Source organism: Streptomyces sp. NPDC026538, assembly GCF_055567535.1.
Map to the genome: position 1 here is coordinate 529,662 of NZ_JBVHQG010000002.1, position 16,977 is coordinate 546,638.

5 protein-coding genes are annotated in these 16,977 nt (G+C 69.2%); all 5 read left to right on the forward strand.

What is annotated here, in order from left to right:
* Positions 1–158 precede the first annotated feature (158 nt).
* Positions 159–4,847: a BREX system serine/threonine kinase PglW gene (pglW, locus tag ACZ4N4_RS09395; RefSeq protein WP_467586220.1), complete on the forward strand. Its 4,689-nt coding sequence runs from the start codon at positions 159–161 to the stop codon at positions 4,845–4,847.
* A 62-nt stretch (positions 4,848–4,909) separates the two neighbouring features.
* Positions 4,910–8,662: a BREX-2 system adenine-specific DNA-methyltransferase PglX gene (gene pglX, locus ACZ4N4_RS09400; RefSeq protein WP_467586223.1), complete on the forward strand. Its 3,753-nt coding sequence runs from the start codon at positions 4,910–4,912 to the stop codon at positions 8,660–8,662.
* A gap of 23 nt (positions 8,663–8,685) precedes the next feature.
* The gene (gene pglY, locus ACZ4N4_RS09405; RefSeq protein WP_467586226.1) at positions 8,686–12,585 is read left to right on the forward strand and encodes a BREX-2 system ATPase PglY; all 3,900 of its coding nucleotides are present in this window, start codon (positions 8,686–8,688) and stop codon (positions 12,583–12,585) included.
* On the forward strand, positions 12,585–15,503 hold the full coding sequence (gene pglZ / locus ACZ4N4_RS09410; RefSeq protein ID WP_467586229.1) for a BREX-2 system phosphatase PglZ: 2,919 nt from the start codon (positions 12,585–12,587) through the stop codon (positions 15,501–15,503). Before pglY ends, pglZ begins: the two co-directional genes overlap by 1 nt.
* A gap of 121 nt (positions 15,504–15,624) precedes the next feature.
* Positions 15,625–16,977: a BREX system ATP-binding protein BrxD gene (gene brxD, locus ACZ4N4_RS09415; protein ID WP_365186261.1), complete on the forward strand. Its 1,353-nt coding sequence runs from the start codon at positions 15,625–15,627 to the stop codon at positions 16,975–16,977.

Below are 16,977 nucleotides of genomic sequence, written 5' to 3' on the forward strand. Positions count from 1 at the left end.
GACGCCACGTCTGGGATTCCGCGGCCTCGGTCGTAGCACGCTCAGGCCGCTCTTGATGTCAGTGACACCCTTTAGGATTCGGTCCGAGGGTTGAGCTGTGCTTCCTGAACGCAGCGGCAGGAACTACGGCAGGCTTACAGACACGGACGGGGAGCCGCATGCTGGAAGACCGGTGGACGACGGTCACCGAGTCCGAGTATGAGCACGAGCGCCGTGGTCTTGAGGCGATCCGCCGGCGTCTGCCAGATGAGGAACCGTGGCGTGCCTGGACGAACTTCATGTTCACCGCGAACAGCGGGCACGTCCGTGAGGTCGATCTTCTGGTGGTAGCGCCGGCCGGGGTCTTCCTGGTCGAGTTGAAGGACTGGCACGGCTCGGTCCACGGCGGCGGCAACGACTGGGTGCAGACCACGCCCAGCGGGACCAGCCGTCGGCACGGCAACCCGCTGCACCTGGCGAACCGGAAGGCCAAGGAGCTGTCGGGCCTGATTAACGGCGTCTCCGGTCGGCCCGCGCACCGAACGAAGATCTGGGTGGGTGAGGCTGTCTGCTTCACGGACGACAAGCTTCAGGTGAACCTTCCGGCTGCCGACATGAACGGCGTGTTCACGGTCAAGCAGCTGGTGGAGATGCTGGCCGTGCCGCCGGGAGACGCCCGCTACCAGATCACAGCCGAGGCATCCCGCTTTGTCGATGCAGCCCTGAAAAAGCTCCGTATCGCATCGATCCGCCGCCAGTACGAGGTGGGCTCCTACCTCCTGGAGGCGAAGGCGTTCGACTCCGGGCCGTCCTGGGCCGACTATCTGGGACGCCATTCGCAGCTGCACGATCTGGCACGGGTGCGGGTCTTCCTCAGTGAACGTGGTGCCTCCGACGACGAGCGGCGCTCGGTGGAGCGTGCCGCCGCCCGCGAGGCATCGGTACTCAGCCGTTTTCGTCATCCCGGTGCGGTACAGCTGAAGAATTATCTGCCGTCGGGGCATCCCGCCGGGCCCGCGATCCTCTTCGACTACCACCCGGAGACGCTGCGCCTGGACGATTACCTGGTCCAGCACGGTGAGGGTCTCGATCTGCAGGGGCGCCTCGCGCTGGTGCGGCAGCTTGCCGAGACGGTGCGCTCCGCGCACTCCCGGCGGGTCCACCACCGCACGCTGTCGGCGCACGCGGTGCATGTGATTCCGCGCGACCGCGGTCCACGCGGGCGGGAGCTCGGCGAAGAGCAGCGCTGGCTGCGTCCGTGGACGCAGATCGCGGACTGGCAGATCGCCACTGGGCAAAGCTCCAGCCGCGGCCGGCCGCTGACCCTGGCTCCGACTAACGTGACGGGGTTCCATGTCGCCGAGCAGGCTGATCCCTATCTGGCTCCGGAGCTGAGGATTCCGAAGGCCGATCCAGTGCGCCTCGATGTGTACGGGCTCGGCGTGCTCACGTATCTGCTGGTGACCGGGCAAGCGCCTGGCGCGAGCCAGAGCGAGGTCATGGCACGTCTGGAGGCCGGCGAGAGTCTGCGTCCCAGCGCGCTCGTCGACGGTCTCAATCCGGACATCGACGATCTGGTGGAGGCTTCCACCGCGTACGAACCGGGTCGGCGTCTGTCCACGGTCGACGACTTCCTGGAGATGCTGGAGTACGTCGAGCAGGCATTCGTCGAGGAGGTCCCGGGCGGCGGGGATGCGGCTGCAGTCGCGGGCGGGGACGGCGGTTCAGCCGCAGGCGTGGGCGAGGAAAGATCCGAGCCGGAGAAGGACCCGCTGGAGGCCGTGGCCGGGGACGTACTGGCCGGACGCTGGGAAGTTGTACGCCGCCTCGGTACAGGTTCGACCGCGCGGGCCTTCTTGGTGCGGGATCTGGAGGGCGAGCCTCGGCGCAGCGGCGGCCTGCCGGTGGCCGTGCTGAAGGTCGCGCTGAGCGAGGCCAAGCATGCTGTCCTGGATCGTGAGGCGGAGGTCCTGGGCCGGATCCACAGGGACTCCAGCATCATTTCGCTGTACGAGCCGCAGCCGCTGACATTGGCGGGGCGCCGGGTCCTGGTCCTGGAGTACGTGGGCGACAGCCGGGAGCTGAAGGACCAGGACGGCAGTGCGAGTAAGGGGCCGCGCCGCCGGGAGGACACCGTTGCCCGCCAGCTGCGGGACAACGGCCGCCTAGGCATGGACCAGCTGGAGGCGTACGGGAAGTACCTCTTCGGTGCTGTGGAGCACTTGGAGGCGGAGGGGATCTGGCACCGGGATCTGAAGCCGGACAACATCGCGATCCGGGTCCGCCCCAACGGCACCCGTCAGCTGGTGCTGATCGACTTCTCGCTCGCCGGGTACCCGGCGAAGGAAATCGAGGCGGGGACCGAGGGCTATCTCGACCCGTTCGTGGGCGTCATCACGCGCGGCTCGTACGACGGGCACGCCGAGCGGTATGCGCTGGCCGTGACACTGCATGAGATGGCGTCGAACGAGCTGCCCCGCTGGGGTGACGGCTCGGTCACGGCCCGGCAGACGGATGCGAAGGAATGGCCGTACCCGCAGCTGGCGGCAGACGCCTTTGAGCCGGCCGTCCGGGACGGCCTGGTGGCGTTCTTCCGTAAGGCGCTGGCCCGGGATGTGAAGGACCGCTTTCCGGATCTCAAGCCGATGGAGCGTGCTTGGCAGCGGATCTTCCTAGACGCACAGCAGACGACGGCGCCGAGCACGGGTCACGGTGAGAAGTCGGGGCGCGGGGCGAAGGGCGGCACCGACGCGGTTGCCGGGTCGGCGGCGCAGCCGCGGATCGGGCGGGAGGACGACGACGTCTCTGCCGAGCAGGTCCGCGACCAGCAGGCCGAGCGCGCCGACCGGAACACGCCGCTGTCGGTGGCGGGTCTGACGGTCGCAGCGCAGTCGCAGCTGTTCGCGATGGGGCTGAACACCGTCGGGGACGTCTTGGACTACTCGGCGAAGAAGTTCCTCACCGCGCCGGGCATGGGCTCGCGCACCCGGGAGGAGATCCAGCGCCGGCAGAAAGAGTGGAACGCACGCCTGGGCAAGGCGGCTCCCGCGCCGCTCAGCGCGGAGGCCCGCAAGGCGGCGGGCCAGGAGCTCTCCGACCTGGAGCGGGCGGTCGCAGAGTCGGTCGCCGCCGACGGGGACGGCGCCGACCCGCAAGTGCTGGGCGGTCTGAGCCTGGACGCGCTCGCCGCCCGTCTCGTACCGAAGCCATCCAGCGGTAGTGCCCGCTCCAATGCCAAGGAGCGCGAAGCAATCCGGCTGCTGCTGCGGCTGCCCGATGAGACAGGGACGCTGCCCGGGGGCCTGGCCTGGGTCCGGCAGCGGGACGTCGCCGATGCGGTGGGCCTGACCGCGGGCCGAATCCCGCAGATCGTGAAGAAGGCGCGCGAGCGCTGGTACAAGGACGCAGCCCTGGGGCTGCTGCGTGAGCAGGTGGTGGAGCTTCTGGCTGAGCGCGGCCGGGTGGCCCCGGTGATCGAGCTCGCCGACGCCCTCATCGCCCGGCGCGGCACCCAGCACGTGGAGCGGCGCAACCGGCGGGCACTCGCCCTGTCGCTGTTGCGTGCGGTGGTCGAACGAGAGAGTTACGACAACGAGTCCCCGCCGCTCTTCCGCTACTTCCACGCCCGCATGCCCAAGGGCGCCGATCCGGTACTCGGCCTGCTCGCCCTGGATGTCCGGGAGGACGTGGACGGTCCGGACACCCCGGCGCTGCCCGCCCTGCAGGAGTACGCGCTGAACCTAGGCGCGCGGGCCGACCGGCTCGCGGCGCTTGAGTCCCTGCCGACGGCGAGCACGGTCCTCACTGAGCTGGATGCGGTGCGACGGCCACCGGGCAGCCTGGGCTGGGACGAACGGCGCACGGCCGAGATCGCGGTCGCCGCCTCCACCCGGGCCGCGCTCACCCCGCGGTTGGAGATCTACCCGCGCGACCTGGACCTGGTGCGTGCGCTGCGGATCACCCAGGCCGGCGTGGTCGCCGTGCAGCCGGGCGTCGAGGAGGAGCGGCAGCCGGGCCTGACGGTGGATGCGCTGCACAAGCGAGTCGCCACCCGCTTCCCCGACCTGGGCACCGATCCGCTGGCGCCGCGCGAGCTGCCCACGGGCAGCGCCCTGGTCCGCGCCCTGAAGCAGGCCGGCTTCGACCTGAAACTGGCCACCCGCTACGACAAGGTGCTCCGGCTCATCCCGGATCGCCCCTCCGGGGACGCCACTGCCGGGCTGACCTCAGCGAGTTGGGGCGCCTCGGCGGCTCGCCGCTCCGCCCCCACCCAGTACGACGCGGACGCGGCCGTCGCCGCTGCCGTCAAGGCTGAGCAGCGACTTATGCACTCGGCGCAGCAGGACGGCTTCCGGGTCCTGACCGTGCCCCAGCGGCGTGCCGAGGACGCGGTGCGGCGGCTGGCCGGCGAGCCATACGGGGCTCGGCCGGTCTCGGTGACCGGACTGTTCGTGGCCGAACTGCGCGGCGTGGTCGGCGAGGCTGCCCGTCCGACCTGGGAGACCGTCCTCAAGGCGGACGCCGCCGAGCCGGGTAGTCGGGCTCACCAGCAGCTGCGCATACGCACCGACAAGGCGTGGGGGCGGATCGAGCCGCGGTTGCGGGAGCGGCTGGCGGAGGCCGATGGTCCGCTGTTGCTCACCGACACTGCGGTGCTGGCCCGCTACGACGCGCTCGACCTGCTCGGGCGGCTCGCGGAGGAGGCTCGGCAGGGCGGCAGCCCGCTGTGGCTGCTCATCGCCCAGTCCGATCCGGCACGGGCGCCGCGGTTGGCCGGGCAGAGTGTTCCGTACCAGGCGGGGTTCGACGAGTGGATCGTTGTGCCTGACGCCTGGGTCGCGCGCAAACACCTCGAGCCGGACGCCTGACCCGCCCCTCCTCCTAACCTGATCTTCTTCCGTCCTCTCGTTTTTCTCCTCAGGAGCCGTTCGTGATCGACCGCAAGATCCTCCTCGCCGACCTGCAGAAGCAGGTCAAGGCGGCAGAGACCGATCTGGAACAGCAGGTCAAAGCCGTCCCCGAGGTCGGGACGCGGCTGCGCGGCGAGTATGAGCAGGCCCGGAAGCTGGGCCGTACGTCGGCGACGTGGAACGCCTGGCTCGGCGAGCGGATCACCCAGGTCGCGGTGGCCTGGGTGCTCGGCACAGTCTTCGTGCGGTTCAGCGAGGACAACCGGCTGATCGCCGAGCCCTACATCACCTCCCCCGACGTGGCAGGGCGGGAGACAGCCCAGGCGCGGTACGAGGAATACCTGGAGAAAGACGCCGACCCGACGTATCGAGGGTGGCTGGAGACGGCGTTCGCCGAACTGGGCGCCGGGCAGGCCGGGCGGCTGCTCTTCGACCGCGACCACAACCCGCTCTACCAGATCCCACTCTCGCACGACGGCGCGGGCGCGCTGCTCGCGTTCTGGCGGGAGCAGCGCACCGGCGGGGACGAAGGGACTGGCGGTCCGGTCCTCGTGCACGACTTCAGCGACCCGTTGAGCGCGGACGGCACCGAGGGTTGGGACACTCGGTTCCTGGGCGACCTGTACCAGGACCTGAGCGAGTCGGCCCGCAAGACGTACGCGCTGCTGCAAACGCCAGAGTTCGTGGAAGAGTTCATCCTCGACCGGACGATGACCCCAGCAGTGCGGGAGTTCGGCTTCGAAGAGCTGAAGATGATCGACCCAACCTGCGGGTCCGGCCACTTCGTACTCGGCGCATTCCGGCGTCTGGTGCGGATGTGGGCCGAGCAGCGGCCCGAGGTCGGCGCTTACGAGCGGGTGCGAGCGGCCCTGAACTCGGTGCACGGGGTGGACCTCAACCCGTTCGCGGTCGCAGTGGCCCGTTTCCGGCTCCTGGTCGCGGCGATGGCCGCGAGCGGCATGCGGACGTTCGCAGAGGCGCGGAAGTACGAGTGGCCGATCCAGCTCGCGGTGGGCGACTCGCTGCTGCCTACGGAGCACCGGCAGGAGGGTCTCTTCGGCGACGAGCAGCTGAGCCTTGGCGACAGTGGGGAATCGGGCGACGCCGAAGACCCGTACTACGCGCTGAGCACGGAGGACGTGTTCGAGTACCCGCAGATCCTGAACCGGGGCCGCTACCACGTCGTGGTGGGGAATCCTCCGTACATCACAGTCAAGGACAAAACACTCAACGAGCTGTATCGCAAGCTGTACAACGCGTGCGCGGGTACGTACGCACTGTCAGTCCCATTCGCGCAGCGCTTTTTCGAGCTTGCGGTTCGGGACGAGGCGAAGTCCGGGCTCGGCTACGGCATGGTCGGCCAGATCACAGCGAACTCGTTCATGAAGAGGGAGTTCGGAAAGAAGCTGATCGAGAGCTTCTTCCGGGATCAGGTCGAACTGACAGAGGTCATCGACACGTCGGGCGCGTACATCCCAGGGCATGGGACGCCGACGGTCATCCTCATCGGCCGCCCGCTGGATTACACGGGCCCTCGCCGGGCCACCATCCGCACGGTCCGGAGCGTTCAGGGGGAGCCAGCGGCTCCGGAGAAGGCGGAAGATGGACTCGTCTGGCGGGCTATCACTCAACAGACCGACTCCCCGGACTCCGAGAGCGACTGGATCAGCGTTCGCGACACGCAACGTGACGACCTGTCAAAGCATCCATGGAGTCTCACGGGAGGTGCCGCACCAGACATCCTGAAGCTCGTCGATAGCGCGGGCAAGCCCCTGCGAACTGCGTCACAAGAACTCGGCCTGTCTATCGTTACTGGCGAGGACAACGCCTTTGGTTCGGTGAACACTGCTGCCGCCCGCCAACGAGGTGCCAGGCCCACCGCTGTCGCCAATGGCGATGAAGTCCGAGATTGGGGACTCACCGCCGCCACCTGGCTCACCAGCCCGTACGACCAGGATATGAAGCTCCTCGAGGGTGCAGAGATCGAGGACTTGCTGCGCTTCATGTGGCCACTGCGTCACGTACTGGAACTTCGTAAGCGCTTCAGTATCACTATGCTGGACCGGGGAATTCCTTGGATTGCATGGCGTGAGGTTTACAGCTCCCGCGTCAAAGCTCAAAAGCTGATCGTTTACGCAAAAGTCGCAACGCATAATCACTTCTACCTCCAGACCGGCCGACTCCCTGTGAAGGACTCGGCACAGGTAATCAAGCTCCGTGATGACGCCACAACGGAAGAGCATCTGGCGCTGCTTGGGTTGCTCAACAGCTCCACGGCCGGGTTCTGGCTCAAGATGGTGAGTCATGACAAGGGCGGCCAGGGCGTAAACGAGGGCTACAAATCACAGGCATGGGAGCGTTTCTACGAGTTCACCGGGACCAAGCTCCAGGAATTCCCTCTACCCGCCAGATATCCCGCTGCCCTCGCCACCGAGCTTGACGCCCTTGCCCAGCAGCTCTCCACGACGTCCCCCGCCGCCCTCGCCACCGAGGCCGTCCCCACCGCCACCGCCCTGCGCGAAGCTCAAGCCCACTACAACTCCACCCGCGCCCGCATGATCGCCCTCCAGGAGGAGCTGGACTGGCAGGTGTACTCCCTCTACGACCTGCACTCCGAGGATCTACGCCTGCCCGACGCCTCCGCCGTGCCCGAACTTGCCCTCGGCGAGCGGGCTTTCGAGATCGTGCTCGCACGACGCGTAGCAGCCGGTGAGGCCAGTGGCGAGTGGTTCAAGCGACACGGCTCGACGCCGATCACGGAGATCCCCGCCCACTGGCCCGCCGACTATCAGGCGCTCGTGCAGAGACGGATCGAGGTCATCGAGTCGAACCGTGCGATCGGCATGGTGGAGCGCCCCGAGTACAAGCGGCGCTGGGCCACCGAGGGCTGGGATGCGATGCGGCAGAAGGCGCTGAAGTCCTGGCTGCTCGACCGGGTCGAGGACCGCGCGTACTGGTTCGACGCCAGCGGCAATCCCACCGTCACCACACTCGCCCGCCTCGCCGAAAGCCTGTCCGCCGACGAGGACTTCACGTCCGTTGCCGAGCTGTACGCACCCCGGCAGGACCTCGTGAAGACCGTGCGGGAGTTGCTGTCCGAGGAGCATGTGCCGTTCGTGTCCGCGCTGCGGTACAAGCCGACCGGGCTGAAGAAGCGTGCTGACTGGGAGCAGGTCTGGGAGTTGCAGCGGGAGGAGGACGCGGCGCCCGACGAGCCCGCCAAGCGGAAGGTCCGCGAGCGGACGCCCGTGCCGCCGAAGTACACCTCGGCGGACTTCCTGAAGCCGAGCTACTGGCGTGCGCGCGGCAAGCTGGATGTGCCCAAGGAGCGGTTCGTGTCCTACGGCACGGTCAACGCGCAGTCGCCGGAGCTGTACGGGTGGGCCGGCTGGGATCACCTGGAGCAGGCCCTCGCACTCGCCTCGTACATCCAGCAGGCTGGGCTCAGCGACGACGACCTCGTGCCTTACCTGGCCGGGCTACTTGAGCTGCAGCCGTGGCTGGAGCAGTGGTATGGCGAGTACGACCCAGAGTTCGGGGCGTCGCCGGCCGCCGAGATCCTGGCGTTCAGGCAGCAGAAGCAGGGCGAGCTCGGGTTGACCGACGATGCACTGCGGGCCTGGCGTCCGTCCGCCGTCAGCCGTGGACGCGGCGCGTCGAAGGCCGCCACATCGAAGACGCGCACGGGCACGAAGGCCGCCGTCCAGACGTCCATCATCGACGCCGACAATGACACCGTCACCGAGGCCGTAAGCGACGCAGAGTCCGCCTGACTAGGGCGAGGAGCAGACACACCATGGCGTTCATGAACAGGAACAATCCTCGTCCCGAGGACCGGCCGCTGCTTCGGGAGTTGATCGACATCCCGGAGTCGGTGTCCACCTCCGACTTCGTGTTGAAGCTGAACGAAGCGGTCACGCCTGAGGGGGCCGAGGCCGCGCTGAAGGACTACGTCGTCACCGACCGGCTGCTCGGCAACTTCGACGAGGCCCTTGACCTGATCAAGTCGGCGCTGGACAGCTGCTCTTCGAAGGCTGCCTATCTACACGGCTCGTTCGGCTCCGGTAAGTCGCACTTCATGGCGGTGCTGTACGCGCTGCTGTCACGTAACCAGGCCGCCCGGGCGCGCCGCGACCTCGACCCGGTGCGGGCCCGGCACGCCTGGCTGGATGCGGACGACCGCAAGTTCCTGCTGGTGCCGTATCACATGCTGGGCTCCAAGTCCCTGGAGCAGCGCGTGCTCGGCAAGTACGTGGAGCACGTACGGAAACTCCACCCAGACTGCCCGCTGCCGCAGGTCTACCGGACCGACGGGCTCTTCGAGGACTTCGCCGAGCAGCGCCGCCGGAACGGCGACGAGCGAGTGATCGAGCAGCTCGCCGATGCCGGCGACGGCCAGGAGGACGAGTGGGGTGACTCCTTCGCCTGGACCACTGAGCTGCTGGACCAGGCGGTGAACGCGCCAGAGGAACACGAGAACACCAAGGACCTCGACCTGGAGAACCCTTCCACGCCGCGGGAACTGCGGGCCCGGCTCGTGCAGGACCTCACCCAGACCCTGTTCCCGTCGTTCTCGCGCAACGCCTCCGAAGATGCCGACGGGTTCGTCTCGCTGGACAAGGGGCTCGGCATCATCGCCGCGCACGCCAAGTCCCTCGGCTATGACGGGCTCGTCCTCTTCATGGACGAGCTGATCCTGTGGCTGGCCTCCCGCATCCACGACCAGAAGTTCGTCTCCCGCGAAGCCGACAAGATCACGAACTTTGTGGAGGGCGGCGACGAACGGCGCGCAATCCCAGTGGTGTCATTCATCGCCCGCCAGCGCGACCTGCGTGAGCTGGTCGGCGAGGAGATGTCGGGGGCCGCCGAGGCCGCCGTCCAGGACAGTCTGAAGCTCAGCGGCGGGCGGTTCGACAAGATCGTCTTGGAGGACCGCAACCTCCCACAGATCGCGCAGGCCCGCCTGCTCAAGCCCACCAGCCCGGAGGCCGAGGCGAAGGTGGAGGCTGCGTTCGCCGAGGCCAAGAGGCTCGGTCCGGACGTATGGGACACCCTGCTCGGCCACGACAAGTCCACCACCGGCGCGGACGAGGGCGCGTTCAGGCGGACGTACCCGTTCCCGCCGGCGTTCATGGACACCCTGGTACACATCTCCGCGGCGCTGCAGCGCTCCCGCACTGGCCTGAAGCTGATGAGTCAGCTGCTCGTCGACCACCGCGACGATTGGCGGCTCGGGCAGCTTGTGCCGTTGGGTGATCTCTACCCGGCGATCGCGGGCGGCGGCGACAAGGCATTCAGCGGGGAGACCAGTGTTCATTTCGAGGCCGCCGACAAGCTGTACCGGGACAAGCTCCGCCCGTACCTGCTGAAGACCAACCAGGTCACCGAGGACCAAGTCGAGGCGTACCGACGCCGCCCCGAGACCCTCGGCGACCCGCAACTTGCAGCCCGCTGCCGCGACTTCACTGGTGACAGCCGACTGCTGCAGACCCTGCTGCTGTCTGCGCTCGCGCCCAGTGTGCCCGCACTGGCCGACCTCACCCTGGCGCGGCTGCACGCCCTCAACCACGGCTCCATCACCACCCGCATCGCCGGGACGGAGGTCGGTCGGCTTGAGCAGAAGGCGAAGGAGTGGGCGGCGACCTTCCCCGAGATAAAGGTGACCGGTACCGGGCCGGGTGCGGTGGTGCGCCTGGAGCTCACCGGTGTCGACCTGGACGCCGTCCTCGCCAACGCCCAGGTCCACAACAACCAGAACAACCGGCGTGCCAAGATGCGCGGCCTGCTCAAGGAGGCGCTCGGCGTCAGCGACGGGCCTGGCGGCTTCGACGCGTACGACGTGCTCAACCTTGTGTGGAAAGGCACCGAACGGCAGGTCGAGGTGGTCTTCGGTAACGTCGCCGATGTCGACTCGCTGCCCGAGGCGACCCTTCGGCCAAGCCAGGAGGACGCCTGGCGGCTCATCGTCGACTTCCCCTACGACGAGGGTGAGTTCGGGCCGATGGACGACCTGCAGCGGCTGCGCGCCCTGCGGGAGAAGCCGGGCGGTGACTCACGCACCCTGGCCTGGCTGCCCACCCACCTGACCGATGCTTCCCGCGGCGACTTCGAGCGCCTCGTCGTCATCGACAAGGCCCTCGCTGACGAGACCCGCTTCGACTCCGACTTCGCGCGCAGCCTCAATGCCGACGACAAAGAGCGCGCCAAGGGCATGCTCCAGTCGCAGCTCCTCATCCTCACCGAGCGCGTCACCCAGGCGCTGCGGCAGGCGTACGGGCTCACGCAGAAGCAGGAAGGGGTCGTCGACCTCAGCTTCGACACCCACCTGGTCGCCCAGCAGGACGTGCCCGAGCTGCGGCTTCCGCTCGGCGCGACACTGGATACCGCCGTCCGCGACCTGGCCGGCAAGCTGCTCGCCCACCAGTACCCCGCCCACCCCGACCTGGACCCGGACGGCACTGGCAGGCCCCTGAAGCCTGCCGAAATCAAGACCGTCTTCGAGTACGTCCGCAAGGCCGCCGAGAACCGTGACGGCCAGACCGAGGTCGACTCCAAGGACCGCAAGACCATGGCGCGGATCGCGGGCGGCCTCGGGCTCGGCGCGATGCGGGAGGCGTACTACCGGCAGTCCACCGCCTGGTCCGACCACTTCAACGACCAAGCCCGCCGGAACGGCACCGCCGAGCCGACCCTGGTCAAGCTCTCCGACTGGTGCGACCTTCCCGAGCCGCGCGGACTGCCCGAGCCGCTGCGCCGGCTGCTCGCCGCCGCGTACGCGGAGATGACCGACCGGGTATGGGTGCGCGGCGGCGTCCCCATCGAACCCGCGCCCGCACCGCACGAGCTGAAGCCGGACTACGCCCTGCGTGAGCAGCAACTGCCCACGGAGAGCGACTGGGCAGAGGCGCGCAAGCGGTTCGAGACCATGCTCGGCGACCAGGCGCCGCAACTGCGGCGCGGCCGGATCGTCAACCAGTTCGCCGCACAGATCAAGCACGCCGCCGCCTCACTCGGCCAGGACGCCGGACGGCTCGTCGGGGAGCTGGAGAAGCACCGTGCCTTCCTCCAGTTGAACGACGACTCCCCCCGCCTCGTTCTTGCCCGGCGGGCGCAGGAGCTGGTCAAGGAGGTGACGGAAGGGGGCATCGAGGCGAAGACCGTCGTGGACCGGCTCGCCCGCTTCCCTCTCGGCGACTTTTCCGCACACCGGTACGGCATGTCGTTGAAGAGCGCCGGGAAGGTCGCCAGCGCGCTGCAGAACACCAGCTGGGACCAGCTGAGCCTGGCCGACACCCTCGGCGTGGACGGCGCGGCCGTCCTGGAGCGGGTGCGGGATGCTGCTGCTGGCGACCCGGGTGATTACCCCGACCTGCCGGGCGTGCTGCACGCTAGCAGCCGGGAAGTGCTGTCCCTGCTGAGGTCTCGCCAGAGCACGACCGAGCGCCCCCAGCCGTCGCCCACTCCGCCGCCGAGCTCCGACAGCGTGGACCTGAACGGCGGCTCCGCCCACCCGCAGGTGCTGCCGGAGCCGCCGCAGCAGCCGGGGCCGCGCACACCGTCCCGGTCCGTGGCCCGCTCCGGCGGCGGGCGGACTACCGCCGCCCGGGCCGCCGCCGAACTGCAGGCGGAGATCGCGGCGCTCGCGGCCGAGCACCCGAACGCCACCGTCGAGGTCACCTGGAAGGTCGTCGACTGATGTCCGACACGGTCACCGCAGCCCCCGCGACGGCCGGCCCCGCCCGGCTGTCGGCAGGAACCGTCCGTCAGTACCTCGCCGCCCGCAGTCGGCTCGGTGACGGCACGGTCCGCGTACTGCTGCTGCGGGCCGCTCCCGTCTGGGACGGGCCCGCCGTGCAGCGTACGGCGAGCGGGCTGCAGGCGCGGGTGGTCGTCGCGCCCTCGGTGCTGGCCGTGCACGAGCAGATCCTGGGCCACCTCGACGCGCCGACTCCTCCCGACCCCAAAGTTCTGGTCGTCCTCACCGACCGCGAGGACACCGACCTGGACCCCGGGCTGCTCGCCCGCGTCTACGGCGGAAGGATCCGGTCCGTCGACAATTGGGAGGTCGTGCAGGAGGCGTTCGACGCGCGCGGTCTCGACGGGCGGCTGCGGAGGGAGACCTGGGCGGCCGAAGCGCTCCTTGACGCGGCGGCCAGCCGCGGTTGGCCCTCGCTCGGTAAAGGACTGCTGTCCCGAGACGAGGCCCTCACCCGGCTGGCCCGGCGTCGGCTCCGGCTCGGCCGCCGTGACACGGACGCGTTGGGCGGGTCGGCCGCACACGACGACGGGGACCGCATCGACCCCATCACCCTGTTCCGGTGGACCCACATCCCCGGCGGCCCCAACCTCCTGCGCGACCTGCGCGGACCGGAACGGGCCGGCCTGGCCCGCTTCCTCGCCGAACCCGAACAGGCCGGCTCCACTGGAAAGATCATTACCGCCCTGGTAGACGCCGACCACGGGGCGGACGCAGCCGCCTACGCGGTCGTCTGCGCGGCTCTGTGGGGGCACGCAGAGGCCGACCACGACCTGTACCGGGCGCGCGGGCGCGCCGAGCGATGGCTCGGTGACCAGCCCCCTGCCCAGGGCGACGACCTCGACCGACTCCTTACCTCTTTCGGGCAAAGCGGTGAGGCGTACGTCCGCGGCCTCGTCGACCGGGGCGAACACCGGCTCGCCGACCCGGTCCTGAGCAGGGCCGCACAGCTCGTCACACAGTTCGGGGCGCAGACCGCCGCCGCTGCCAGTCCGCTGCTCGCCGCCGGACTCGATGCCCGCTTCACCGCCGCGGGCCGCGCCCTCGCCGACGGCGGTCCCGAGACGGTCACGGCTGCCATCACCGCGCTGGCCGAACACGCCCTGGGCGTCGACGGCGCCACCCAGGCCCGTATCGAACGGGTACGGATGGCAGGGCGGCTGCGGCGGTGGCTGGCGTCCCAGCCTGAAGTCGACATCGCCTCGGTGGCAGACGGCGCCGACCGCCAGATCCGCGAACTCGGCTGGGTAGACCGAGCCTTGGAACACCTGGACGCGGGCGGCGACGCAGATGACGCACTCGCCAACGCCTACAGCCGGATTGGCGAGCAGGTGCGCAGCAAACGTCGTGAGCTGGACCGCGCGTTCTCCGAGCGGCTCGCGGTGTGGACCGCAGATGGCACCGCCCCCGGCGCCATGCTCACCGTCGAAAGCTTCCTGGACCGGGTCGTCGCGCCCGTCGTGGACTGTCCCGGCCGACGGGTCCTGCTTCTCCTCATCGACGGAATGAGTGCGGCGATCGCAGCCGAACTGGGTGAGGAACTGCACGCACACTGGTCCGAGTTCGACCCGCTGCAGGGCGCGACCGGAGCACCGGTGAGGCGTGCCGTGGCCGCTGCGCTGCCCACTCTCACCACCGTTTCCCGCACCTCGCTGTTCGCCGGCACCCTGATGAAGGGCGACCAGAACGACGAGAAGCGGCTCTTCCCCCAGCACCCGTGCTGGAAGGGGGCCCCTGCGGCTGTCTTCCACAAGGACGATTTGCGCAGCCCCGACACCGGCTCGCCCTTCTCCACCGCCCTGACTGAAGCGCTCGCCGACGAGCGCACCCATGTCGCGGTCGTCCTCAACACCGTCGACGACCGGCTCGCCAAGGAGCAGAAGCTCGGCGACGGCGCTTGGGAGATCAAGGAGATCGGCGGCCTGGAACCGCTGCTGCGGGCCGCCCGCGCCAACGACATGACCGTGCTCCTCACCTCCGACCACGGCCATGTGGTCGAGCGACGCGGCAGCAAGATCGACACGGCCACCGGCGCCATAGGGTCGGCCCGTCACCGCACCCCCGGCGGACCCGTCGCACCGGCCGAAATTGAGCTGTCCGGACCGCGGGTAGTCTGGCCGGAGCCCGGATCGCGGATCGTCGCGCTGCGGGACCACGACGCGCGGTACACCGCGCTGAAGGCGGGCTACCACGGCGGGGCAACCCTCGCCGAGTTCACCATCCCCCTCCTCGCCCTACTGCCGTTCGGCGCGGAGCCACCTACGGGGTGGCGGGAACTGGGCGACCTTACGCCCGCATGGTGGGAGCAGGACAACGACGCCACCGCCGGACTCGAGGCCGAGACGAAGGCCGGAGCCGATGCCATCGCAGCACCCGAGGCCACCGCTGCACGCCCAAGCCGCAAGCAGGCCAAGAAGTCAGCCCCGCCCGTGACAGAGGGCGCTATCAGTCTCTTCGGCGAGGACGAGGTCGCACCCTCCACACCACAGGAACCTGTCGCCCCTGTAGTGAAGCCTGCGGCCGTACCCGTCTCCGATCAAACAGAGGACCCTGCCACCGCACTGGTGAATCGCCTCATGGCCACCGAGCTGTACCAGGAACAGCTGGCACTGCTCGCCCGTGTGCCACGCGACAAGGCGGTCCTGCCGAAGGCTCTGGCCGCGCTGGTCGAAGCGGGCACCCTGCCCATGACCGCCCTGGCCGAACGCGCCGGCCAACCCGCCACCCGAGCCCCTGGCCTCGCCGCGACCCTGGCCCAGCTCCTCAACTATGACGGCGCCCAGATCCTGGAAATTCTCCCCGACAACCGCACCCTGCGCCTGCACCGGGGCCAGATGATCGAGCAGTTCGGACTGTGAACCGGGGGTCTGCGGCCATGCCGGGCGGTGCAGTCGGCCCGCCCGGCCGCTCCGAGCACCGGCGGCGCGGTGCACGGCCGGGTGTCCGGCCAGGTGGGCAGCCGGATGGGAGACTATTCGGGTGAACGCGTTTGGATCTTCAGCATCCGGGGCTACCACCCCGGTCAGCGCGGTGCGGCGGCGTGCTGTCGTGGACGCGCTGCGGCGCGGCGCCGTCCCCGAGAGCGGCCTCGACCTGCTCGCCACCGGACTAGACCGCTTCGAGCGGGCCGTCGATGAGGAACTGGACACTGCCGCCGCAGGCGGTTCGGTGTTCAAGGCCGTGCGCGGCGAGTACGGATCCGGCAAGACCTTCTTCACTCGCTGGCTCAGCGAGCGCGCCAAACGGCGCACCTTTGCCGTGGCCGAGGTGCAGGTGTCAGAGACCGAGACCCCACTGCACAAGCTGGAGACGGTCTACCGGCGACTCACTGAGCGCCTGGCCACCGCCAGCTTCCCGCCCAGCGCCCTGCGGCCGGTCGTAGACGCCTGGTTCTACGCACTCGAGGAGGATGCACTCGCCGACGGCGCGAGCGAGAGCGAGCTGCCACAGGCCGTGGACCGGCTGCTCACTGCCCGTCTGGCCGAGGTGTCCCGACACGCCCCCGCGTTCGCCACCGCCCTGCGCGGATACAAGCAGTCCCTGGATGCCGGCGACGAGGCCACCGCCGCTGCGGTGATGGCCTGGCTCGGCGGCCAGCCGCACGTCGCCGCAGCCGCCCGGCGCAGTGCAGGCGTCCGCGGCGACCTCGACCACTTCGGTGCCTTCGGCTTCCTTCAGGGCCTGCTCACCGTGCTGAGAGACGCCGGGCACGCCGGCCTCGTCCTCGTCCTGGACGAAGTAGAAACCCTGCAACGGGTCCGCTCCGACGCCCGCGACAAGGCACTCAACGCGCTGCGGCAGCTCATCGACGAGGTCCACTCCGGCCGCTTCCCCGGCCTGTATCTCATCATCACCGGCACGCCCGCCTTCTACGACGGGCAGCAGGGCGTACAGCGACTCGCACCGCTCGCCCAGCGCCTCGCCACCGACTTCACCACCGACCCCCGCTTCGACAACCCGCGGGCCGTCCAGATCCGGCTGCCCGGATTCACCGAGGCATCACTGACCGGCCTGGGCGCCACCATCCGCGACCTGTATACCGAAGGCTCCCAGTCCCCCGACAGGATCAAGCAGCTTGCCGACGACTCCTACCTCACCGACCTGGCCCGGGCTGTGGGCGGGGCACTGGGCGGGAAGGTCGGAGTCGCACCACGGCTGTACCTGAAGAAGCTGGTTGGCGACGTACTCGACCGGATCGACCAGTTTCCCGACTTCGACCCGCGCAGGCACTACAAGCTGACCGTGGGCAGCAGTGAGCTCACCGCCACCGAACGGAACTTCGCCGCGCCCGCACCGGCCGCCTCGGCTGACGACCTCGACCTCGACATCTGA